Origin of the sequence: Planosporangium flavigriseum (assembly GCF_011947225.1) — a bacterium.
Classification (GTDB): Bacteria; Actinomycetota; Actinomycetes; order Mycobacteriales; family Micromonosporaceae; genus Planosporangium; species Planosporangium flavigriseum.
Window position 1 is genome coordinate 42,187 of sequence record NZ_JAATVW010000024.1, and the last position, 21,071, is coordinate 63,257.

Consider the following 21,071-nt stretch of genomic DNA (forward strand, 5'->3'; position numbering starts at 1 on the left):
GCGGGCCGATCGGCCCGCCCCGTCGTCGTCGTTATGCCCTGCCCCGCTGGGACCGGTACAGCTCGATCAGTCGCCTGGTCGACGGGTCGGGGGCCGCGTCGAGCGGCTTCTCCCCGGTCAACAGCGGCGCCAACTGGTTGGCCATCACCTTGCCCAACTCGACGCCCCACTGGTCGAACGGGTCGATCCCCCAGATCATCCCCTCGGTGAAGGTGATGTGCTCGTACAGCGCGACGAGCTGGCCCAGCGTCGCCGGGGTGAGCTTGGGCGCGAGGATCGAGGTGGTCGGGCGGTTGCCCGGCATCACCTTGTGCGGCACTACCTCGGCGGGCGTACCCTCCGCCTCGATCTCTTCCTTGGTCTTGCCGAACGCCAGCGCCGCCGTCTGGGCGAAGAAGTTCGACATGAACAGGTCGTGCATGGCGTCGATGTCGTGGTTGGGCTCGCTGAACCCGATGAAGTCGGCTGGGACCAGCTTCGTGCCCTGGTGCAGCAGCTGGTAGAAGGCGTGCTGCCCGTTGGTGCCCGGCTCACCCCAGAAGATCTCACCCGTCTGGTACGTGACCGGCGTACCGTCGGCGCGCACCGACTTACCGAGGCTCTCCATCGTGAGCTGCTGCAGGTACGCCGGGAAGCGGTGCAGGTACTGCGAGTACGGCAGGACGGCGTGGGTCTGCGCGCCGAGGAAGTTGTTGTACCAGACGTTGAGCAGGCCCATGAGCGCCGGCAAGTTCCGCTCGATCGGGGTAGCCCGGAAGTGCTCGTCGACGGCGTGGAACCCGTCGAGCATCTCCCGGAAGCGCTCCGGCCCGATCGCGAGCATGAGCGACAGTCCGACCGCGGAATCGTACGAGTACCGCCCGCCGACCCAGTCCCAGAAGCCGAACATGTTGGCCGGGTCGATGCCGAAGTCACGTACCCGCTGCTCGCTGGTGCTGACCGCGACGAAGTGCTTCGCCACAGCCGACTCGTCGGCGCCGAGCTTCTCCAGCAGCCAGCGACGGGCCTCCTTGGCGTTGGTCAGCGTTTCGAGCGTGGAGAACGTTTTGGAGACCACGACGAACAGCGTCGTCTCGGGGTCCAGGTCGTGCGTCTTGTCGTACAGGTCGGTGGGGTCGATGTTGGACACGAACCGGCAGGTGATGTCGGTGTCCCGGTAGGCCTTCAGCGCCTCGTACGCCATCACCGGGCCCAGGTCGGAGCCGCCGATGCCGATGTTCACGACCGTCCTGATGGGCTTGCCGGTGTGCCCCCGCCACTCCCCCGACCGGACCCGCTCGGCGAAGGCCGCCATCCGGTCAAGGACCTCGTGGACGTCGGCCACCACGTTCTGGCCGTCGACGGTCAGCTGGAAATCGCGCGGTACCCGCAGCGCGGTGTGCAGCACCGCCCGGTCCTCGCTGGTGTTGATGTGCTCGCCGGCGAACATCGCCTCGATCTGCCGGCGCAGGCCGACCCGCTCCGCCAGGGCGATCAGCAGCGACAGCGTCTCGTCGGTCACCCGGTTCTTGCTGTAGTCCACGTGCAGGTCGGCCACCTGGCCGGTGAGCCGCTCACCACGCTGCGGGTCGGCGGCGAACAGGTCGCGCAGGTGAGTGTCGCGGACCTTGTCCGCGTGCGCCTGCAGCGCCTGCCATTCGGCGGTGGTGCTGGGGTCTGTACTCATCAGGCAGCCTCCGGCTCGAGCGTGGCTTACCGCCTCAAATTACCTGGCGGGCACGGGGGACACCGCGAGGGTGGCCCGCCTCCGCTTGGCGGCGTACATCCGCTAACGGCGGCGCTTCACTCAAATCTCCACGGACACGTCGGCGAACCGGCAAAAAGAATCACCGAATTGATCAGATAAACGCCTATCCGATCCCATCCAATGATGATCTGAAAATAAATCCAGATCAGAATTGACTGCCCACATCAGACGCGCCAGCGACCGGATCATCAGCGGAACTCCCGACACCTACGCCCTTCACGATCATGACCTTCTACCAAGCCGCCCACCAGCTCAGCTGACCGATTCGAGGGCTCTCGCCCGACACAGCCACCCCTCACCCGATACGGCGAGCGCAAGCCAGGAGGGCAGCGATCAGCCAGGGCGCCCAGAACTGACCCTAAGACACCGGAAGGCACATAAATAAACAATCACTCTATTGCGGAGAATAGTGCATGAATCGGACACAGTTAATTACGCACGGTAGTCAGCTGCCCACTGTGTGGGATAAACCGTGTGGCATCGCGCACTTCCATTCGCCAATCGACACCCGGACGTAACTAAGCTCGCCGAGTGCCACGCAACGCCGAAAATGATCAGCAACGTAATAGTGAAAACGATCAGGAACTTGGCAGAGCGTCCAGCTACATGCGACGTTACCGGCGCGGACGCCACACCACGGAATCCCTGATCGGCCCATTCCTCAACGGGGCAGTCGAGAACATCGCCCTCGCACGGAAATCAAAGCTCGATCCGCTGCTGACGGACATTGCCACAAACATCGCGGACGAGGTGACCGCGAGCATCGAGTTCGCCAGGGCACCGAAGTTCAAGCCGGTCCTGCCGGGCAAACCACGGGTCAATCCGTTCCTGACGCAAGTGGCCGCGAGCATCGCGATCGCCGGGATCGGTTTCACGACCTGGTCCATCGCGTCTCCGGCGAGCGCCGCCCCTGAGGACCGGCCACCGACTGCCGCTGCCAGCAATCCGCAGCTCGCCACCGCGGCAGACCGCTCACGTACCGACAACGCGGCCTCGCGTAGTCATACCCGCACGGCGCCCGAGCAAAACTCCGCGCCGGCGGAGCAGCACCAGCAGCAGGCGCCCGCGAAGCCTGCGAAGCCCGCGCCGGTCGCCGGGCTCAACAACTCACAAATGGACAACGCCATCGCCATCGTCGAGGCGGGCAAGGAGATGAACCTGCCACGCCGCGCCTACGTGGTGGCGATCTCCACCGCCCTGCAGGAGAGCAACCTGCAGGTCCTCGCCAACCCGGGCGTAGCGGGGTCGATGGACCACCCGAACCAGGGCGTCGGGTACGACCACGACTCGATCGGCCTGTTCCAGCAGCGGCCGAACTGGGGCGGCGTCGACGACCTGATGGACCCGAAGGAATCCGCCCGCCGGTTCTACGCCGTGCTGGCCAAGCTTCCCGGCTGGGAGCAGCTTGACGTCACCGTCGCGGCGCAGCGGGTCCAGGTGTCGGCCTTCCCGGACGCGTACGCCAAGCACCAGCAGCGTGCGGAGCAGATCGTGGACGCCATCCTGGCGTGAGGAGGTGCGGCATGCGGAGGTGCGGCATGCGGAGGTGCGGCGTGCGGAGGTGCGGCGTGCGGCGCTCGCGACCGCCGCACCTGACCGGGGTCACACGCTACCGAGGATCCGCGTGATCGCGATTTCGATGACGACCCGTTCAGGGTTGGGCCGGGGCGTCCGGTACCGCTCGGTGTAACGCCGCTCGGCGTCCGCGACGGCCGCCGGATCCTGGCTGACCACCGCGCGACCCTCCAGGGTCGCCCACCGGCGCCCGTCCACCTGGCACACCGCGACCGGGGCGCCGGTCGGGCCGGCGGCCGTGACATGTCTGGCCTTCAGCGAACTTCTTGACGTGATGACCCGGGCGGTACCGGTGCCGGGATCGAGCGTGACGCCGACCGGAACGACGTGCGGGGTTCCATCCGCGCGCAGCGTCGTCAGGGTGCACAGGTGGCGTTCCCGCCAGAACTCCCGCACCCGCTCGTCCGACAGGTCGAGAGCGTGGCCCATCGCTGTATCTTCCCCGCTGCGACATCGTCGCCGCCACCACTTCGCCGACCGGCGCTCCGGGGCCACCTGGTACTCACCGAACCACTACACCGATGTCTACCGGCTCTGACCTCCGCGACCGGACACCGAGCCGGGCGGGACACGATCCCGCCCGGCTCCTCCTGACAGGGATCTCGACTGCGATGCCGACAGCACCCGAGCACGAACGACAGCCGTGGTTGCGGGTGACCTCGGGCGAACCACCCGCCGGGGCCACGTACGTAGCGGGATCGGCCTGCCGCACCCGCGCGGACCTGTTCACCGAGTTCGCCTCGGCGCTGCGTTTCCCCGAGTACTTCGGGCACAACTGGGACGCCCTGGTCGACTGCCTGAGCGAGGTGGCCGACCGCGCGCCACTGACCCTCGGCGTCGACGACGCGGTCCAGCTACTCGCCGACGAGCCGGCTGCTGAGCTGACCACGCTACTGGCGGCCCTGGATGGGGTGGCCCGACGGGCCCCGGGCCGGCTGGAGGTGCTCCTGCGCGCCGGGCCGGCTGACGAGCCCGCGCTGCGACAGCGAATCGCGGCGGCGGCTCCGCAGGAATGATCTACTGGTCGAGCATCCCGTACTCGACGATCCACCCCAGCTGCAGGATCTCTTCGCCGTAGAACTCCAGCCGGATAATCGTGTCGAACCGTTCGCGAATCATCTGGTCGCCGCTGCGGTGTACCGGGCAGGCGACCCAGACCGGGATCGGCGACGCCGAGTTGGCGATGGCGACGTGCTTACCACACCGGTGGTTCTTCGGGGGATTCATAGCTCCAGGCAGGGGCAGGGCGACGGTCGGCGGACCGGTCGCGGAGGGGGTACGTCCGGGTCGCACGCGGCGCGATACGCCCAGATCGAGGGGTTTGGCTCGACCATAGCCCGCACGCTCCCACACTCAGCGCGATGATCTCGTAACTGAGCGGTTCCGTGGCGCGGATCACCACCGAATTGCTCAGATGGCGCACCACCGCCGGCGTCGACGGGCACGCGGCGCCGGCTGGCGCGACCATGAAACCGGTGACCATCCCACCGAACCCGTCGCACGTCGCGGTCGACCCGCGGGCCACGGCGCCATCCCAGACGGGCCGGGCGCGGGCCGCGACCCTGTGGCGCGCCGGCACGGCCGCGTCGGCAACGGCAGTGCTGGCCGGGACGCTGTACGCGGCCGGCACCGGTCGCTTCGACCGGATACCGCTGCTGGATCCGGTCCTCGCGGTGACCGTCGAGGCGCTGGCGGCGCTCGCTCTGGTCGGCTCGTGGATGTCCCGGCAGCGGCGCTGGCTCACCGTCCTACTGCCGGCGGTCGTGGCGCTGTCGACGGCGGTGACCGCGATCGTCGCGGCCCTCCTGCGGCTGACCGGCACGGTGACGGACGCCTACCCGGCCAGCTTCGCGCTGTGGGTCGGGATGGCGCTGGCCGCGCTGATCAGCCTACCCGTCGTCGTCACGCGGGCCGGCGCGCTCCGGCGATGGGCGGCGGGCACGGCGGTGCCGCTGACCCTCAGCGGGGCGCTGCTGCTGATGAACAACGAGTACGGCGTGTGGCCGACCGCCGGCGACCTGCTCGGGCGCACCGAGGCGGTCAACGCCCAGGTGCTCAACACCCAGGTGCTCAACACCCACGCCCTCAACGCCCACACCCTCAACGGCAAGGCACTCAACGGTAGGACGCTCAGCGGCGGCAAGGCGCTCGACAGCGGGGTGCGCGACGACCGGATGCCGAACCCGCCACCCGGCATGCTCCCGCCGGCCAGGGGCATCCTCGTGGCGCTGGACCCGCCGGCGGTCAGCTCCCACTTCGCGCACCGTCCCGGCAGCGCCTATCTGCCTCCCGCGTACTTCACGCCGGCCCGCACGGAGCTACCGGTGATCGTCATGCTGCCCGGCACACCGGGCGGCACCATGCAGTGGCCCACCTCCGGGAAGGCGACCGCGACCGCGGACGCGTACGCCGCCGCCCACCACGGCCGGGCGCCGATCCTGGTCTTCGTCGACCCGAACGGCTCGGCCACCGCGGACACCGAGTGCGTGGACGGTCCGCAGGGCAACGCCGAGACCTACCTGACCGTGGACGTACCGGCGTTCGTGACGGCGGCCCTGCGGATACCGCACGTCGCCAGCCGCTGGGCGGTCGCCGGGTTCTCCGCGGGCGGAACCTGTGCTGTCGATCTCGCCTTACGGCACCCGAACACGTTCAGGCACTTCGTCGATCTCGCCGGGGACATCTGCCCCAACCTCGGCAACCGGGCCCAGACCCGGGTGGCGCTGTTCGGCGGGTCATGGGGCGCGATGGAAGATCACGACCCGCTCCGGCTGCTGCGGACACGCCGCTACGAAGGCGTCACCGGCTGGTTCGCCGCCGGGGTCGAGGATGTCGGCAAGCTCAGGGTGTCGAGGAGGCTCGCGGCGGCTGCGTCGAGAAGGGGCCTGATCGTGCATGAGTTCACCGGGGTGGCCGGTCACAACTGGCAGTTCGCCAGCTACGCGTTCGGCCGGGTCCTGCCCGAGTTGTCAGGCGACCTCGGGCTCCGCTGAGCCGCGATAGGCCGCCACCAGGACCGCTGGCATCCGGGCCCGTCGCCGCCCGGTAGTCTCGCCGAGGTGCGGAAGCGACGCGTGTCCATCACGGCTCTCGGCCTGGTCGCCCTGCTCACCGGCTGCGGCGGTGGCCAGGCGCGGTGGGCCACCCCGACGTCGCCCTCGACGGGCGCGACGCCCGCCGTGAGCGGGGCACCGTCGGCGAGCGGCCCGGCGGCGGCGTCCCCGCCCAGCCCGGACGCCGACTGCGGGCCGTGGGGGTGCGCGCAGCAGCGCCGCTTCGACGCCGCCGCCGCTCTTGTCAAAACCAAGCCCGGCTACCTGGGGCTGGTCGTCGTCGACCGGCAGACCGGCGCGGTGTGGCGAACCGGCACGCCGGAGCATGTCATGTGGACCAGTTCCACCATCAAACTCGCGATCGCGACCAGCGTGCTGGAGCGGGGCCGTACCGGCGAGGTGACCGTCGATGCCCAGGCCCGGCAACAGATCGCGGCCATGTTCAGCGTCTCGGACAACGATGCCGCCGACGCGCTGTGGAAGCGCTACGGCAAGGACGCCATGGTGCGGCGCTTCACGCAGGTGTACGGAATGACGGGCCTGACCTTCGTGCCCGGCTCCCCGCGGTACTGGGGCTTCATGAAGGCCTCGGCGGAGGACCTGCGGCGGCTGATGTCGTACGTGCTGGACAAGCTCGACCCGGCCGACCGCGACTACATCGTCGGCGCGATGCGCCACGTCGGCCAGATCCAGCAGTGGGGCGTGTGGGCGGCGGGTGCCGCCCTGCAGCCCGGCACCAAGGACGGCTGGTCGATCGAGTCGGACCCGGGCGGCAAGCACTGGTGCACCAGCGCCGTCGGCTTCGCCGGGCCCAACGCCCGGTACATCGTCGCCGTCATGTACCACCTGCCACCGGGCAGCGGCACGATCGACGCCGGGGTGCACGCGGTCAGCGACGCCGTGGCGACGGTGTTCGGCGCGCCGACCCCGGCGCCGGTGACCGTGCCGGACCCGAGCACCGGGCTGTGACGCTCAGCCTGTGACGTTCAGACTTTGACGCCGGTCGTGGCGAGGATGACCGAGGCGACGAGTTCCGGGTCGTCGTGCATCGGCACGTGTCCGCAGCCGGGCAGGTCGACGTGGCGCGCCTCGGGCAGCAGCTGTCGCGCCAGCGCCGCCTGCCGGTAGGGCAGGATGCGGTCACGGGTACCCCAGGCGACCGTGACCGGTGCGGCCGGGGTGCCCCGGAACCGGTACCGCAGGCCGGACCGGGCCACCGCCTCGAACGCCTTGGCGTTGCGCAGCGCGCGCGAGTCGGCGAGGGCCGCCTCGGCGGTGATCCGTCGGGGGCGGGCCATGAGCATGCCGAACGACATCGCCCGCAACGACTCCACGGCGAGCATCCGCCGCATCACCGGCTCGGGCAGGTAGGCGGCGACCCGGTGGGCCCGCAGCACGTTGACCGCCCACCGAAGCTGGCTGGGGGTGCAGAAGCCCGCCGGGGACAGCGCGGTGGCCGACGCGACGTGGCCGCCGGCGGCCAGTTCGAGGGCGATCGCGCCGCCGAGGCTGTTTCCGGCCACGTGCGGCCGCTCCACGCCGATGCTCTTGAAGAACCCGGCGATGTCGGCGACGAGATGGGGCATCTCGCGGGGAAGGTCGGCCACCGGCATCGGCGACTGGCCGAACCCGGGCAGGTCGACGGCGATCACGTCATGGTTGGCCGCCAACCGGTCGATGACCGGCAGCCACGCCCGCCAGTGATGGCCGATGCCGTGCAGCAGGACCAGCGGATCCCCCGCTCCGCGCCGCTCGTACACCAGGTCAAGCTCCACGCTCAGCTCCTCTCACGGGTGGTTGCCGACGTTGCGGTGTGCGCGCCGAACGCGCGGCCCAGCTTGCGTACCTGTTCCTCCATCAGCGGCACCGAGCGGCGCGCCGCCCGGCCCACGATCGCGTCCGCGATGGGGCCCGTGGTGATGGTCCGGAGCGCCTGGATGGCGGCGATGGCCCGGGGGACGTAGATGCGGCGGCGGCGCCGTTCGATGCCGTCGACGAAGGCGGTCGCGCAGGCCTCGACCGAGGTGTACGTGTTGAGCGGCCAGGGCAGCTTGCGCAGCGTGTCGCCGAACTCGGGAAGGTCATCCTTGGCGTCGCGCACCATGTCGGTGTCGATCCAGACCGGGTGGGCGGTGCCGACGGCCACGCCCCGGTGGGCGAGCTCGAGCCGGATGGCGTTGCCGAACTGCTCCACCCCCGCCTTGGAGGCGCAGTACGCGGCCATGCCGGGCAGTACGGTGAAGGCCGCGGCCGAGGACACGAGCAGGAAGTACCCCCGGCTGGCGATGACATGTTCAACGGTGGCCCCGACCGTGCGCATGACCCCGATCAGGTTCACGTCGACGGTCCGGACGAACGCCTCGATGTCACCGACCGCGATCGTGCCCCGGTTGGCGACGCCCGCGTTGGCGACCACGGCGTCGATGCCGCCCAACGCCTCGACCGTGCCGCGCACCGCTTGCTCCAGGCTGGCCTGATCGGTGACGTCGCACTCGTACCAGACATGCCGGTCACCAGCGTCGGCGCTCGCGCCGGCCCCGGCGTTCAAGTCCCGCGCCCCGGCGTTCAAGTCCCGCGCCACGGCCGCGAGGCGCTCGGGCTCCAGGCCGACGAGCGCGACCCGGGCGCCGCGGGCCGCCGCGACGCGGGCGGTGTGCTCACCGATCCCGCGCGCGGCGCCCGTGACCAGGACGGTCTTACCTGCGAGCGACTGTGATGTCACCGGTCCTCCCCTACGGTCTGTGGCTGCCGGATCGGCACGCCCCGGAAGGCGCTGGGATCGAACCGGCGCGTACGCCGCCAGTACGACCAGGTGTAGCCGGGCCACAGGGTCGAGTTGCGACCGGTGGCGTCAAGGTACCAACTGGAGCATCCGCCGCTGGTCCACACGGTGCCCGCCATCCTGCGGTCGACCTCGGCCACGAACGCCTCCTGCGCGTACGGCGTCGGCTCGATGGCGTACGTTCCGTAGCGCCCCGGCCGGGTGCGGTCCAGGTGGCGCAGGGCGCCCAGCAGGTAGTTGAGCTGGCACTCGATCATGAACACGACCGAGTTGTGCCCGAGGCCGGTGTTCGGCCCGAGCAGCAGGAACAGGTTCGGGAAGCCGGTCACCGAGATGCCCTGGTAGGCCCGCATGCTGCCCTGCCAGACCTCGTCGAGGGTGCGCCCGTCCCGGCCACGGATGTACTGGGCGATGGGCGGATCGGTCACGTGGAAGCCGGTTCCGAAGATGATGGTGTCGACCTCGTGCAGGGTGCCGTCCCGCGTGACGATCCCATTCGCCCGCACCTCGGTGATGCCGTCGGTGACGACGTCGACGTTGTCGCGCGACAGCGCCGGGTAGTAGTCGTTGGACAGCAGGACGCGCTTGCACCCCATCGTGTACGTGGGCGTGAGCTTGGCGCGCAGCGCCGGATCGGCCACGGCCTTGCGCAGGTGGCGCAGGGCGACCTGCTGCCCGACGCGCATCACGGCGGGGTGCAGGAAGCCCGTCCCCATGATCCCTTCCCGCGCCAGGTAGATCCCGGTGCGCACCGCCCGCTGCGCCGGCGGCAACACGCGGAACAGTCGCTTCTCCAGTTCGGTGATGGCGCGGTCGCCCCGCGGCAGGACCCACGGTGGGGTGCGCTGGAACAGGTGCAGCCGGCCGACCTTCGGGGCGATCTCGGGTACGAACTGGATCGCCGACGCGCCGGTGCCGACCACGGCGACCCGCCGCCCGGTCAGGTCGTGGTCGTGGTTCCACCGGGCGGAGTGGAAGATCTCTCCGGCAAACGTCCCCAACCCGGGCAGGTCCGGTACGGACGGCTCGGCGAGCGGTCCGCCGGCGGCGACGAGCACGTCCGCGCTGTAGCGGCCGTGCGAGGTGTCGATCAGCCAGCGCCCCGTCCCCTCGTCCCACTCCGCGCCAGTGACCTCGTGCCGCAGGCGGAGGTGGGGACGCAAACCGTACCTGGCGACACAGCGGCGCAGGTACTCCCAGATCTCCGGCTGGCCGGAGAAGCTGCGCGACCAGTCGGGGTTGGGCGCGAACGACAGCGAGTACAGGTGCGACGGCACGTCGCAGGCGCAGCCGGGATAAGTGTTGTCACGCCACGTGCCGCCGACGTCGTCACCCCGGTCGAACACGACGACGTCGTGGTAGCCCTGCTGTTTCAGACGGATCGCGGTGGCAATGCCGCCGAATCCGGCGCCGACGACAGCCACCCGGTGGTGTGCCGGCTCGCCGCTGAACGTCACGATTGCGCTCCCACTGAACCAACGCGAACACTGATCGACGCGAACACTGAATCCACGCGAAGGCGATCGGTACCAATCAGTACCGCTCGATTACCGGGAAGTTACCACTGAGTAGGGTCACACGGAAGACCTGCATCGGAGCCCTACCCCAACGCGGTACCATCCGGTACCAGAGCACCGTGACGGAGCTTCATCGGCAACTCTCCCACACATCACCAGGGTGGACTAAGGCGTTGGCAGGCACAGCACGAGCCGCCGCACAGGTGCGCACGGACCTCATCCACGGCCTCGCCGCCACCGTGTCGGAAAAGGGCTACGCGGCAAGCACGATCGCCGACATCGTGGCGCATGCCCGCGTCTCCAAGCGCACCTTCTACCAGCACTTCGCCGACAAGGAGGAGTGCCTGATGGCGCTGTACGCCGACGCGTGCGACCAGCTCATGGCCGTCCTGCGCGGTGCCGGCAGCCCGGACCAGCCGTGGCGGGAACGGGTACGCGTGGCGGTGACGGCCTACCTGTCCACGATGGAGTCGCTGCCGGCGGTCAACCGGACGCTCCTGGTCGAGATGCAGGCAGCCGGGCCGCGCGCGTACCGGCTGCGGCAGGAGAAGCAGCGCCAGTTCGCCGAGGCGCTCGTCGCCCTCGTCGAGGAGGCGCGCCCGGCGAACCCGGAGATCCCGCCGCTGTCGCAGGCGCTGGCCATCGCCCTCGTCGGCGGACTCAACGAGCTGCTGCTGCAGGCCATCGATCCGTACGGCCGGAATCACCGCCCGGCGGCACCGCTGCGCTCCCTCAACGACACCGTCGTCCAGCTTGTGACCGCCGTCCTGACCTCTCCGCCGCCGCCTACGACTTGACCCAGCCCCGTACCCTTGCGCTCGTGCTGAACCGATCCCGCGCGACCCGCGCTGCCACGATGATCTCCGGCGTCCTGCTCGGCCTCGCCCTCCTCACCGGGTGCAGCTCCGACAGCGGCAGCACGGACTGCAGCTTGGACGCCTGCACGGTCACCTTCAACCGGGGCGTGGGCGCCAGCGCGAAGGTCCTCGGCATCGAGGCCAAGCTGCTGGCCGCCGACGGCGACAAGGTCACGATCGAGGTGGCCGGCGAGCAGCTGTCGCTCACCGTCGGTCAGCCGGCAACCCAGGTGGGCGGTCTCGCCGTCTCGCTGGACAAACTGACCGACAGCCAGGTCGTGGTCAAGATCGCCCGCAACTAGGCTGAGTGGTGCCCGGCGAACAACTGGTGCAGGCCACTGGTCGCCAGTACACGGGTCAGGAAGGGTTGGGCGCCCGTCACCGAGAACCCGACCCCCACGTCGTCGGCCGTCTGATAGGCGGCGACCAGGGTGCCGACGCAGGTGGAATCCATGAACGTGACAGCACTGAGGTGCACCGTGAGGTGGCCCGGGCGGTCGCGCATGATCGTCTCGACGAGCGCGTGCCGCAGGTGGTCGACTGCCGCGAGGTCGAACTCGCCGTGGAGCTCAATCGTCGTCGTACTCCGGACAGGATCGGCGCGGGTGATCACACCAGCCATGATCTTCTCCCGTTGCAGGCCGGACATCCACGCTTCACCTTAGAGGGCCGCGCGGGGTAAGCCGAGGCCCCGTTCGGAGGAACGGGTGACGGCCAAGGGTACTGCAGTTCGTGATCAATTAATGTCCGTCCGCTAACAGCAATCGGCGTCCCCGGAGCCGGCTGGCCGGCCATTGAAACATTCCCGCGTTATCCGCGACGCTGCGCGGGAAGACCCCGCCGACGTGTGGAGCGACAGATCCGGCACCGGCTTCGACCGTCCAGACAGGCCAATCCGCCGGCGAGCGCTCCTGCTGGCGGCGACGGCCGCTGCCGGCGCGACGGCGATCGCGGGGCGCCGCAGGGACGAGCCGGCAGCCCGGTGGGTCAACCCCCCGGCGAGCCCGCCGAGCCGGCCGCAGGCGAGCGGCAGCCACGACAGCGCCGGCCACGATCACCCCCCGGATGACGGCGTGACGCACGGCCCGCCCGACACGCCCGCCCTCGCGCTCACCTTCCACGGCGACGGCGCCGAGGCGCAGGCCCGCACGCTCCTCGGCGAGTTGGAACGAGGCGGCGCCCGGGTCACCGTACTCGCGGTCGGCAGCTGGCTGTCCGCGTATCCCAGGATGGCTGCGCGCATCCTCGACGGTGGCCATGAGCTGGGCAACCACACCCAGCACCACCTGGCCATCGCGGACCTCGGCGCGGCGGACGTCCACGCGGAGATCGACGGATGCGCCGCCGTGCTCAAGGGGCTGACCGGGTCGATCGGCCGGTGGTTCCGCCCGAGCGCGACCCAGTACGCCAACGACACGATCCGGGCCGAGGCGGCGCGGGTCGGGTACCCGGTCTGCCTGTCCTACGACGTCGACGCGTTGGACTTCACCGATCCGGATCCGGCGGCGGTGGTCCGCGCCGTCATCGAGGCGGCCGGCAACGGCTCGATCGTCAGCATGCACTTCGGCCACGCCGCGACGGTGGCCGCCATTCCGGAACTACTGGATCGGCTGCGCCAACGCGGCCTGCGCGCGGTCACGATGACGGAGCTGATGCGTTGATGGAGTCGTCCCCGCCGCTGATCTCTCCACCCCCGCAGCCGCGACGGCGCCGGGCGTGCGTCACCTTCCTCACCACGGTCGTGCTCGTATCAAGCGGCTGCACCGCCGCCGAGAAGGGTCGCGACCGCCCCAGAACGAGCGCGTCCACACATCACGCGCCGGGCGTCGTCACGCCGGCCGCCCCGGCCGCGAACGCGATGCTGCCCGGCATGCCCCCGCCGCTGAAACCCGATGACCTGTATGCCGCCATCCGCCCCAACGCGCTCTCCGACAAGGTCAAGAACCACCTGTACCGGGTGTACGTGCCCAACAACGAGTCCGACACCCTGTCCGTGATCGACCCTACGACCTACCAGGTGATCGAGACCGTACCCGTGCCGCACAGTCCGCAGCACGTCGTGCCCTCGTGGGACCTGAGCACCTTATTGATCAACACCGACACCGCCCCGTACGACTCGATCACCCCGATCGATCCGACCACGGGCAAGGTGGGCACCACGATTCCGGTCGACGACCCGTACAACCTGTACTTCACGCCCGATGGAAAGTACGCGATGGTCATGGCGGAGCTACGGCGGAAGATCCACTTCGCCGACCCCAAGACGTTCCAGATCCACGACAGCCTGGACGTCGACTGCGAAGGGGTCAACCACGCGGACTTCTCCCCCGACGGGCGCTACTTCATCGCCAGCTGCGAGTTCTCCGGCGACCTGCTGAAGATCGACACCGAGACGCACAAGCTCATCGGAAAGATCCACCTGCCGCACGAGGGCGCCGGGCCGCAGGACGTGAAGATCTCGCCGGACGGCAGGACGTGGTACGTGGCCGACATGCACGCGAACGGCGTCTGGGTGTTCGACGGCGACAAGTTCACGACACCGACCCTCCTGCCGACCGGCGCCGGCGCCCACGGCCTCTACCCCAGCCGGGACTCCAAGTACATGTACATCTCCAACCGCGGCGAGGGATCGGTCTCGCTGCTGGAGTTCGCCACCGGCAAGCTCGTCGCCAAGTGGAACATCCCCGGCGGCGGCAGCCCCGACATGGGCGGGCTGTCTCCTGACGGCAAGGTGCTGTGGCTGTCCGGTCGATACCACAGTGAGGTGTACGCCATCGACACCACCGACGGCCACCTGATCGCGCGTATCCGTACCGGCGCCGGCCCGCACGGACTCTGCGTGTGGCCGCAGCCCGGGCGCTACTCCCTGGGGCACACCGGCATCCTGCGGTGATCTTTTCTCGTACGATTCGGCCATGGCGAAGTACGCGGTCCTGCTGCGCGGGGTCAACGTCGGCGGGCACGGCAAGCTCGCCATGCCCGACCTGCGACGCGTCCTCGAGTCGCTCGGGTACATGGACGTGTCGACCTATCTCCAGAGCGGCAACGCCGTGATCACCACCTCCGACGGCGACCCGGAGCGGGTGAGCCGGCGGATCTCCGACGGTCTGCTGCGCGAACTGGGCATCAGCCCGGACGTGCTCGTCCGCACCGGCGCCGAACTCGCCACCCTCGTGGCCGACAACCCGTTCTCCGAAGCGGTCGCGCAGCCGAAGCTGCTCCACGTGATCTTCCTGTCCGCGCAGCCGGACGCCGGGCACGTGGACATCGAGACCGCCGACGGCGAGTTCAGCATCGGCGACCGGGCCGTCTACCTGCGGTACCGGGTCAGCCCGGGCCAGAGCAGGCTCGCCGACCTGGTGCTGCGGCCACTCCTGCGCGGCCGTCCCGACCTGACCACCACGGCCCGCAACTGGAACACGGTCGAGGCCCTACACAAGATGACGAACTAGTCGGTCTGTCCTGCTGGCCTTTGTTCCGCTCTGCCGCGGCCTTGCTCGCCCGGCCTTGCTCGCCCGGCCTTGCTCGCCCGGCCTGCTGCCCGGCCTGCTGCCCGGCCGGGCGAACATCACCCACAGTCTCTCTCATGAGGGGTCCCACCTGGCCGATCTGATTCGTCGGCGCCGATTGGCCGGCGGGCAAAAGCAAGGGGGGCCGATGGGACGGCGATGGCGGTGGGTGGCGATCAGCGTGGCGACCGCGCTGGTGCTCGTCGCTGCGGGGGCCGTCACGGCGGCGTGGCTGCTCGGCCGCTCGGTCGACCACAACCTCACCCGCACCAACGCGTTGGCCGAGGTGCCCAGCAGCGCCCGCCCGACCGAGACGGTCACCAGCGCGCTGAACGTACTCCTCCTGGGCAGCGACTCCCGTAACCCCGGCGCCACCGCTTCCTCGCGAAGCGACACGATGATGCTGCTCCACCTCGACGCCGGGCATCGCCACGCGTACGCCATCTCGATCCCACGCGACACCTGGGTGCGCATTCCCGCCTCCGCGGACGGCCGGCACAGCGCCACCATGGCGAAGATCAACTCAGCGTACGCCCGGGGCGGCGCCTCGCTGGCCGTACATACGGTCGAAGCCTTCACCGGGGTCCGGATCGACCACGTCGTCGTCATCGACTTCGCCGGCTTCCAGCAGGTCGTCGACGCCCTCGGCGGGGTCGACCTGACCGTGGACCAGACGATCACCTCGATCTTCCCGCCGCACCGCACCTTCGTGCAGGGCCGCCGGCACTTCACCGGGGCGGAGGCGCTGGACTACGTCCGCCAGCGCTACCAGTTCGCCGATGGTGACTTCGCCCGCGAGCGGCACCAGCAGCAGTTTCTCCAGGCCCTCCTGGACAAGGCGACCGCTAGCGGCACGCTCACCGACATCAGCCGGCTGACCGGCTTCCTCCGCGCGGCAGCCCGGACCGTCACCGTCGACCAGGGCTTCGACCTGGTCGACGTCGCCCTGAAGGTGCGGCACCTGCGCAGCGGCGACATCACGTTCCTGAGCAGCCCGAGCGCGGGGACCGACTGGGAAGGCGACCAGAGCGTGGTGCGGCCGGACACCGCCACTGCGCAGGCGCTGTACGCGGCGATGGCCAGCGACACCCTGGCCCAGTGGCTCGCGACCTCCTCCGCCAGCCCGCAACCGATGACCAACAAGCCCCGGCCGGTCACGCCGTCCCGGTCGGCCAGGCCAACCCCGCCGGTCGCTCCGCGCCGGACCGTCACCCCGCCTCTGCCGGTCAACCCGTCCGGCACCGGCACCGCGTCCGGTACGGACAGCCCGTCCGGCACCGGCAGCCCGTCCACGTCCGCGCTCCCGAGCGCCTTGGCGACCCCGTCTCCGGCCGCGACTTGACGCCCTGCCGCCGTGCCTGACGTCTCCGCGAGCACGCGGCATCCGACCGGGTGAGGATGAGGGAATGGAGACGTGGGACGCGATCAGGTCCAGGCGGGACGTCCGGCAGTTCGCCGACCGACCGGTGCCGGCCGGTGGTAGGCGCCTCCCCTCGACGAACCCGGGGAACGAGCCGACGTCCATCCCTCACACGTTCGCGATGAGCAGGGCCGGCTGCTCGACGCAGTCCGCGATGTGCCGCAGGAACCCGCCGGCTGTGCGACCGTCACAGACCCGGTGGTCGAACGTGAGACTCAGCTGAACGACCTTCCGTACCGCCAACTGCCCGTCGACCACCCACGGCTTGTCGACGATGCGACCGATGCCCAGCAGCGCCGCCTCCGGGTAGTTGATGATCGGGGTGGAGCCGTCGACGCCGAACACCCCGTAGTTGTTGACTGTGAAGGTGCCGCCGGTCAGGCGGGCGGGCGGGAGCGTACCGGCCCGCGCCTGGGCGGTGGTCTCGGCGAGCGCGGCAGCGAGATCGTACGTGGTGAGCCGCTGCGCGTCGGGGATGACCGGTACGACCAGGCCGCGCTCGGTCTGGGCCGCGATGCCGAGGTTGATGCGGCCGGACCGGACGATCGCACCGCGCTCGGTGTCCACCCGCGAGTTGAGCTCCGGGTAGCGCTGGAGCCCGTTGACGCAGATCCGGGCGAGCAGCGCCAGCAGGCTCACCGGCCGGTCCGGCCGGGCCCCGTTGATCGCCGCCCTGGTGTCGAGCAGTCCGGTCGCGTCGACATCCACCCAGATCGTCACCTCGGGGATCTCCCGGCGGCTGCGGGACAGCTTCTCCGCGACCGCCCGGCGTACGCCGGTCAGCGGGGTGACGACCTCGTCGGCCGCCGGTGCCGTACCGGCGGAGGCCAGCGCGGACTCGATGTCGGCGCGCCGGACGATCCCGCCGGGTCCGCTGCCGTGCAGGGTAGCGACGTCGATGCCGTGCTCGCGGGCCATCCGCCGGACCAGCGGGGAGATGACGCGGGGCGCGCTGCCCGGCGCGGTCCGCACGTCCGCCTTCGGAGCTACCCGCCGTCGCCGCCGGCCCGAGCCGCCGTGCCCGGTGCCGTACCCGACGAGCACGTTCCCGGAACCGCCGGCGCTGCCCGCCCGCTCCTCCTCGCGGTAGGCGGCATGCTCGGTCGGCTCGCCCGCCAACGGCTCGATGGTGACCAGTGGCTGGCCGACCGGCCGCCGCTGCCCCGGCGCGCCGTGCAACGCCGCAACCCGGCCGGCGTACGGGCACGGCACGTCCACGATCGCCTTGGCGGTCTCGACCTCGACCACGACCTGGTCGACCTCGACGGTGTCGCCGACCGCCACCCGCCACTCGACGATCTCCGCCTCGGTGAGCCCCTCCCCCAGGTCCGGCAACGTAAAGATGTTCACGCCGCCACCCACTTCGGGTCGGGCTGGTCGTCCCACTGCAGGCGGGCCACCGCGTCGAGGATCCGGTCGACGCCCGGCAGGTGGACATGCTCCAGCTTCGGCGGCGGGTACGGGATGTCGAGACCGGCCACCCGCAGTACCGGGGCGTGCAGCGAGTGGAAGCAGCGCTCCTGGACCCGCGCGGCGATCTCGGCGCCGACTCCGGCGAAGCCGGAGGCCTCTTGGACGACCACGCAGCGACCGGTACGGCGCACCGACGCGGTGACAGTCTCGTCGTCGAACGGCACGAGGGTGCGCAGGTCGACCACCTCGAGGTCCCAGCCCTCGTCCCGGCCCGCCTCGGCCGCTTCGAGCGCCACCGGCACCGACGCGCCGTACGTGACGAGTGTGGCGTCCCGGCCGGGCCGGCGCACCACCGCGCGGCCGAAGCCGGGCGCCGTCACCGGCAGCGCCGCCTCGGCGCTGGCGAAGTACAGCTTCTTGGGCTCCAGGAAGACGACCGGGTCCGGGTCGGCGATCGCCGCCCGCAGCAGCGCGTACGCGTCCTCGACCGTCGCCGGCGTGACCACCTTCAGGCCGGGGGTGTGTACGTAGTACGCCTCGCTCGAGTCACAGTGGTGCTCGACGCCGCCGATCCCCCCGGCGTACGGAACCCGGATCACGATCGGCGCGGAGAGCCCGCCGCGGGTGCGGTTGCGCAGCTTCGCGACGTGCGAGGTGATCTGTTCGAAGGCCGGGTAGGCGAACGCGTCGAACTGCATCTCGACCACCGGACGCAGCCCCGACATCGCCATCCCGACCGCGAAGCCGACGATGCCGGCCTCGGCCAGGGGCGTGTCGAAGCAGCGCTGCTCGCCGAACTCTGTCTGCAGGCCGTCGGTTATCCGGAACACGCCGCCGAGCCGGCCGACGTCCTCGCCGAACACGACCACCCGCTCGTCGGTGGCGAGGGCGTCGCGCAGCGCCGCGTTGAGCGCCTTCGCCATCGTCACGGTGGCCATCACGCCTCGCCCCCTTCGGCGGCCAGTTCGGCGCGTACCTGCTCGCGCTGCTCCAGCAGCTGCGGCGTCGGCGTCGCGTACACGTGGTCAAAGAGCGACAGCGGGTCGACCACCGGCTCTGCGCTCATCCGGGCACGCAGGTCGTCGGCGTACGCCTCGGCCTCCGTGCGTACCGCCTCGACGGCGTCGTCGTCGAGGCGACCGGCGCCGCGCAGGTACGCCTCGAGCCGCGCGATCGGGTCACGCCCGAGCCACGCCTCGACCTCGTCCATGGACCGGTAGCGACTGGCGTCGTCGGCGTTGGTGTGCGGTTCCACCCGGTACGTGTGCGCCTCGACCAGGAACGGACCGTTGCCGGCACGGGCCTGCTCGACCGCTCTCGTCAGGACCGCGAGCACGGCGACCGGGTCGTTGCCGTCGACCTGTTCGCTGGCGACGCCGTACCCGATGCCCTTGTACGCGAGCGACGGCGCGGCGGTCTGGCGCGACAGCGGCACGCTGATCGCGTACCGGTTGTTCTGGATGAAGAACACCACCGGGGCACGGAAGACGGCGGCGAAGTTCACGCCCTCGTGGAAGTCCCCCTCGCTGGTGGCGCCGTCGCCGATGAAGACCAGCGCGACCGTGTCGCGCCCCTGGTACGCCTCGCCGTACGCCAGCCCGGCGGCGTGGACGGTCTGGGTCGCCAGCGGCGTGCACTGCGGGGCGGTCCGGCGCGCCGCCGGGTCGTACCCGCAGTGCCAATCCCCGCGCAGCAGCGTGAGCGCCTCGACGGGGTCGATCCCGCGGGCCACGAGCGCCATCGACTCCCGGTAGGTTGGGAACACCCAGTCGGTCGGCCGCACCGCCATGACGCCGGCGATCTGGCACGCCTCCTGTCCCCGCGCGGACGGGTACACGGCCAGCCGCCCCTGTTTGGTCAGGGCGGTCGACTGAAGGTCGAAGCGCCGGCCGACGACCATCCGCCGGTACAGCTCCCGCAGGGTCTCGGCGGGCGGCTCCGGATAGTCGCTCGGCAGCCGGTTTCCCGCCTCGTCGAGCAGCCGGACGGGTTCGGGGCTGGGCAGCATCGGGGCGGCCGGCCCGGACCGGGGAAACGCCGGCGCGGTCGGTGGGGATTGCCTGCGTACCGCCTGGGGTGTGGTCGTCACGGCAGGACCTCCTGGGACGTGCGGTGAGATTATGCTCACGTCTTCGGATGATTGCCTCAACTACCGCCCTAAACCCGGGACGTTTGACGTGCAGGAGCGCTCGCCATGAACCAAGAGCCCCGCTCAATGCCCGACTTCCCCGCCGGTGCGGGACGAACGGCCCGGCTGCTCGACGCCGTCGACCGGCAGATCCTCGACGCGCTCGTCCGCGACGGACGCGCGTCGATCCGCACCCTGGCTGAGCGCATCCACATCTCACGCACCAACGCGTACGCGCGGGTGGAGCGCCTGCTCCGGGAGGGCGTGATCACCGGCTTCCGGGCCGAGGTCGCGCCCGAGCGGGCGGGACTGGGGACCTCCGCGTACGTCAGCATCACGATCGAACAGAACACGTGGCGGGAGGTGTCGGCGCGGCTGGCTCGGGTCCGGTACGTGCAGCACGCCGCGCTGTTGGGCGGGGACCACGACGTGCTCGCCCTGGTCCGCGCGCCCGACAACGCGGCGCTGCGCGATCTGGTACTCAACCGGGTCCAGGCCATTCCGGGGGTGCTGTCGACCCGGACCTGGCTGGTCTTCGAGGAGTTCGACGGCGTCGACACGCCGTGGGCGGCATCAGATCAGCGGACCTGAAGATCGATACAGGCAGGGGGTGATCCTTCTATGCGTCGGATCCTCCTTGTGCATCACCTGTGAGCTGCGAATAGGCGCGCCGGGCCCGACCTCTTCACCATGAAGTAAAGGGCGCTAACAGTAAATAGAGACAACGACTCAGTTCGATGTCTGCGACATTTGAGGGGTTGCCCGCCGGAACCTGAGGTGAGCTTGATCACCAACAAACGTCTGCATCCGGCATGTTGGACGCCGATCTGATCATGGCATGGGTCACGTCAAGGACACGTGACGGGAGTCACCGGAAGTGAGCACCTTCTCGTCCGCAGCCACGGCGCCGGGACACCGGACGGTCCGGCCAGCCATGCACAGGTACAGGCAGAGGTCCAGGCACAGGCAGAGGTCCAGGCACAGGCAGAGGTCCAGGCACAGGCAGAGGTCCAGGCACAGGCACAGGCACAGATAGGAGCACGATGAGCAGCACCACAAGCGGCCGGCGT

Annotated in this window: 22 protein-coding genes; 11 read left to right on the top strand and 11 right to left on the bottom strand. The window is 70.2% G+C overall.

Annotated features, from left to right (window positions below):
* Positions 1-31 precede the first annotated feature (31 nt).
* Positions 32-1,666, bottom strand: coding sequence for a glucose-6-phosphate isomerase (gene pgi / locus HC028_RS24085; RefSeq protein WP_168079691.1), 1,635 nt, complete (start codon positions 1,664-1,666; stop codon positions 32-34).
* Between the two features lie 687 nt (positions 1,667-2,353).
* Here pgi and HC028_RS24090 point away from each other — a divergent pair.
* The gene (locus tag HC028_RS24090) at positions 2,354-3,259 is read left to right on the top strand and encodes a hypothetical protein (RefSeq protein WP_168079692.1); all 906 of its coding nucleotides are present in this window, start codon (positions 2,354-2,356) and stop codon (positions 3,257-3,259) included.
* A gap of 90 nt (positions 3,260-3,349) precedes the next feature.
* Here HC028_RS24090 and HC028_RS24095 read toward each other — a convergent pair whose 3' ends face one another.
* On the bottom strand, positions 3,350-3,751 hold the full coding sequence (locus HC028_RS24095) for a pyridoxamine 5'-phosphate oxidase family protein (RefSeq protein ID WP_168079693.1): 402 nt from the start codon (positions 3,749-3,751) through the stop codon (positions 3,350-3,352).
* A 182-nt stretch (positions 3,752-3,933) separates the two neighbouring features.
* Here HC028_RS24095 and HC028_RS24100 point away from each other — a divergent pair, with 182 nt between their 5' ends.
* Complete coding sequence (locus HC028_RS24100; protein WP_168079694.1) at positions 3,934-4,338, top strand: barstar family protein; 405 nt, start codon at positions 3,934-3,936, stop codon at positions 4,336-4,338.
* Position 4,339: 1 nt separating this feature from the next.
* Here HC028_RS24100 and HC028_RS24105 read toward each other — a convergent pair whose 3' ends face one another.
* On the bottom strand, positions 4,340-4,549 hold the full coding sequence (locus HC028_RS24105) for a hypothetical protein (RefSeq protein ID WP_168079695.1): 210 nt from the start codon (positions 4,547-4,549) through the stop codon (positions 4,340-4,342).
* Between the two features lie 248 nt (positions 4,550-4,797).
* On the opposite strand from HC028_RS24105, the gene HC028_RS28605 reads away from it, so the two are divergent.
* Positions 4,798-6,315, top strand: coding sequence for an alpha/beta hydrolase (locus HC028_RS28605; RefSeq protein ID WP_168079696.1), 1,518 nt, complete (start codon positions 4,798-4,800; stop codon positions 6,313-6,315).
* Positions 6,316-6,381: 66 nt separating this feature from the next.
* Positions 6,382-7,344 (top strand): serine hydrolase, encoded by a 963-nt coding sequence (locus HC028_RS27910; protein WP_168079697.1) that lies wholly within the window; start codon positions 6,382-6,384, stop codon positions 7,342-7,344.
* Between the two features lie 17 nt (positions 7,345-7,361).
* Here the strand turns inward: HC028_RS27910 and HC028_RS24120 are convergent, their stop codons facing one another.
* The 3 genes from HC028_RS24120 to HC028_RS24130 are packed head-to-tail and all read right to left on the bottom strand — an operon-like array spanning position 7,362 to position 10,614.
* Positions 7,362-8,150, bottom strand: coding sequence for an alpha/beta fold hydrolase (locus HC028_RS24120; RefSeq protein WP_239075680.1), 789 nt, complete (start codon positions 8,148-8,150; stop codon positions 7,362-7,364).
* Between the two features lie 2 nt (positions 8,151-8,152).
* Positions 8,153-9,097: an SDR family oxidoreductase gene (locus HC028_RS24125; protein ID WP_168079698.1), complete on the bottom strand. Its 945-nt coding sequence runs from the start codon at positions 9,095-9,097 to the stop codon at positions 8,153-8,155.
* Entirely contained in the window at positions 9,094-10,614 is a 1,521-nt protein-coding gene (locus tag HC028_RS24130; RefSeq protein WP_168079699.1) for a flavin-containing monooxygenase, read from the bottom strand. Before HC028_RS24130 ends, HC028_RS24125 begins: the two co-directional genes overlap by 4 nt.
* A gap of 263 nt (positions 10,615-10,877) precedes the next feature.
* Here HC028_RS24130 and HC028_RS24135 point away from each other — a divergent pair, with 263 nt between their 5' ends.
* Both HC028_RS24135 and HC028_RS24140 read left to right on the top strand, forming a co-directional pair.
* Positions 10,878-11,471 carry a TetR/AcrR family transcriptional regulator gene (locus HC028_RS24135; RefSeq protein ID WP_168079700.1) on the top strand — a complete coding sequence of 198 codons (594 nt, stop codon included), beginning with the start codon at positions 10,878-10,880 and terminating at the stop codon, positions 11,469-11,471.
* 59 nt (positions 11,472-11,530) lie between these two features.
* Positions 11,531-11,833: a hypothetical protein gene (locus HC028_RS24140; RefSeq protein WP_168079713.1), complete on the top strand. Its 303-nt coding sequence runs from the start codon at positions 11,531-11,533 to the stop codon at positions 11,831-11,833.
* On the opposite strand, the gene HC028_RS24145 is transcribed toward HC028_RS24140, so the two are convergent.
* Positions 11,830-12,180: an STAS domain-containing protein gene (locus HC028_RS24145; protein ID WP_168079701.1), complete on the bottom strand. Its 351-nt coding sequence runs from the start codon at positions 12,178-12,180 to the stop codon at positions 11,830-11,832. The two genes, HC028_RS24140 and HC028_RS24145, sit on opposite strands and share 4 nt — an antisense overlap.
* 196 nt (positions 12,181-12,376) lie before the next feature.
* Here HC028_RS24145 and HC028_RS24150 point away from each other — a divergent pair, with 196 nt between their 5' ends.
* The 4 genes from HC028_RS24150 to HC028_RS24165 all read left to right on the top strand — a co-directional run bounded on the left by HC028_RS24150 (position 12,377) and on the right by HC028_RS24165 (position 16,382).
* Complete coding sequence (locus tag HC028_RS24150) at positions 12,377-13,192, top strand: polysaccharide deacetylase family protein (protein WP_168079702.1); 816 nt, start codon at positions 12,377-12,379, stop codon at positions 13,190-13,192.
* Positions 13,192-14,424, top strand: coding sequence for a YncE family protein (locus tag HC028_RS24155; protein ID WP_168079703.1), 1,233 nt, complete (start codon positions 13,192-13,194; stop codon positions 14,422-14,424). Before HC028_RS24150 ends, HC028_RS24155 begins: the two co-directional genes overlap by 1 nt.
* Before the next feature lie 22 nt (positions 14,425-14,446).
* On the top strand, positions 14,447-14,983 hold the full coding sequence (locus tag HC028_RS24160; protein ID WP_168079704.1) for a DUF1697 domain-containing protein: 537 nt from the start codon (positions 14,447-14,449) through the stop codon (positions 14,981-14,983).
* A gap of 205 nt (positions 14,984-15,188) precedes the next feature.
* Positions 15,189-16,382 (top strand): LCP family protein, encoded by a 1,194-nt coding sequence (locus tag HC028_RS24165; RefSeq protein WP_168079705.1) that lies wholly within the window; start codon positions 15,189-15,191, stop codon positions 16,380-16,382.
* A gap of 186 nt (positions 16,383-16,568) precedes the next feature.
* On the opposite strand, the gene HC028_RS24170 is transcribed toward HC028_RS24165, so the two are convergent.
* From HC028_RS24170 to pdhA, 3 genes are read right to left on the bottom strand one after another with little or no spacing between them, the layout of a single operon-like run.
* Positions 16,569-17,822, bottom strand: a complete 1,254-nt coding sequence (locus HC028_RS24170) for a dihydrolipoamide acetyltransferase family protein (RefSeq protein WP_168079715.1) — start codon at positions 17,820-17,822, stop codon at positions 16,569-16,571.
* Entirely contained in the window at positions 17,807-18,811 is a 1,005-nt protein-coding gene (locus HC028_RS24175; RefSeq protein WP_168079714.1) for an alpha-ketoacid dehydrogenase subunit beta, read from the bottom strand. Before HC028_RS24175 ends, HC028_RS24170 begins: the two co-directional genes overlap by 16 nt.
* Positions 18,811-19,962 (bottom strand): pyruvate dehydrogenase (acetyl-transferring) E1 component subunit alpha, encoded by a 1,152-nt coding sequence (gene pdhA / locus HC028_RS24180; RefSeq protein WP_168079706.1) that lies wholly within the window; start codon positions 19,960-19,962, stop codon positions 18,811-18,813. The genes HC028_RS24175 and pdhA overlap by 1 nt, the downstream gene beginning before the upstream one ends.
* Before the next feature lie 126 nt (positions 19,963-20,088).
* On the opposite strand from pdhA, the gene HC028_RS24185 reads away from it, so the two are divergent.
* On the top strand, positions 20,089-20,592 hold the full coding sequence (locus tag HC028_RS24185) for an Lrp/AsnC family transcriptional regulator (protein WP_239075681.1): 504 nt from the start codon (positions 20,089-20,091) through the stop codon (positions 20,590-20,592).
* 252 nt (positions 20,593-20,844) lie between these two features.
* Here HC028_RS24185 and HC028_RS27170 read toward each other — a convergent pair.
* Positions 20,845-21,071: hypothetical protein (locus tag HC028_RS27170; RefSeq protein WP_205861664.1), on the bottom strand; the 227-nt coding region annotated here is incomplete at its 5' end.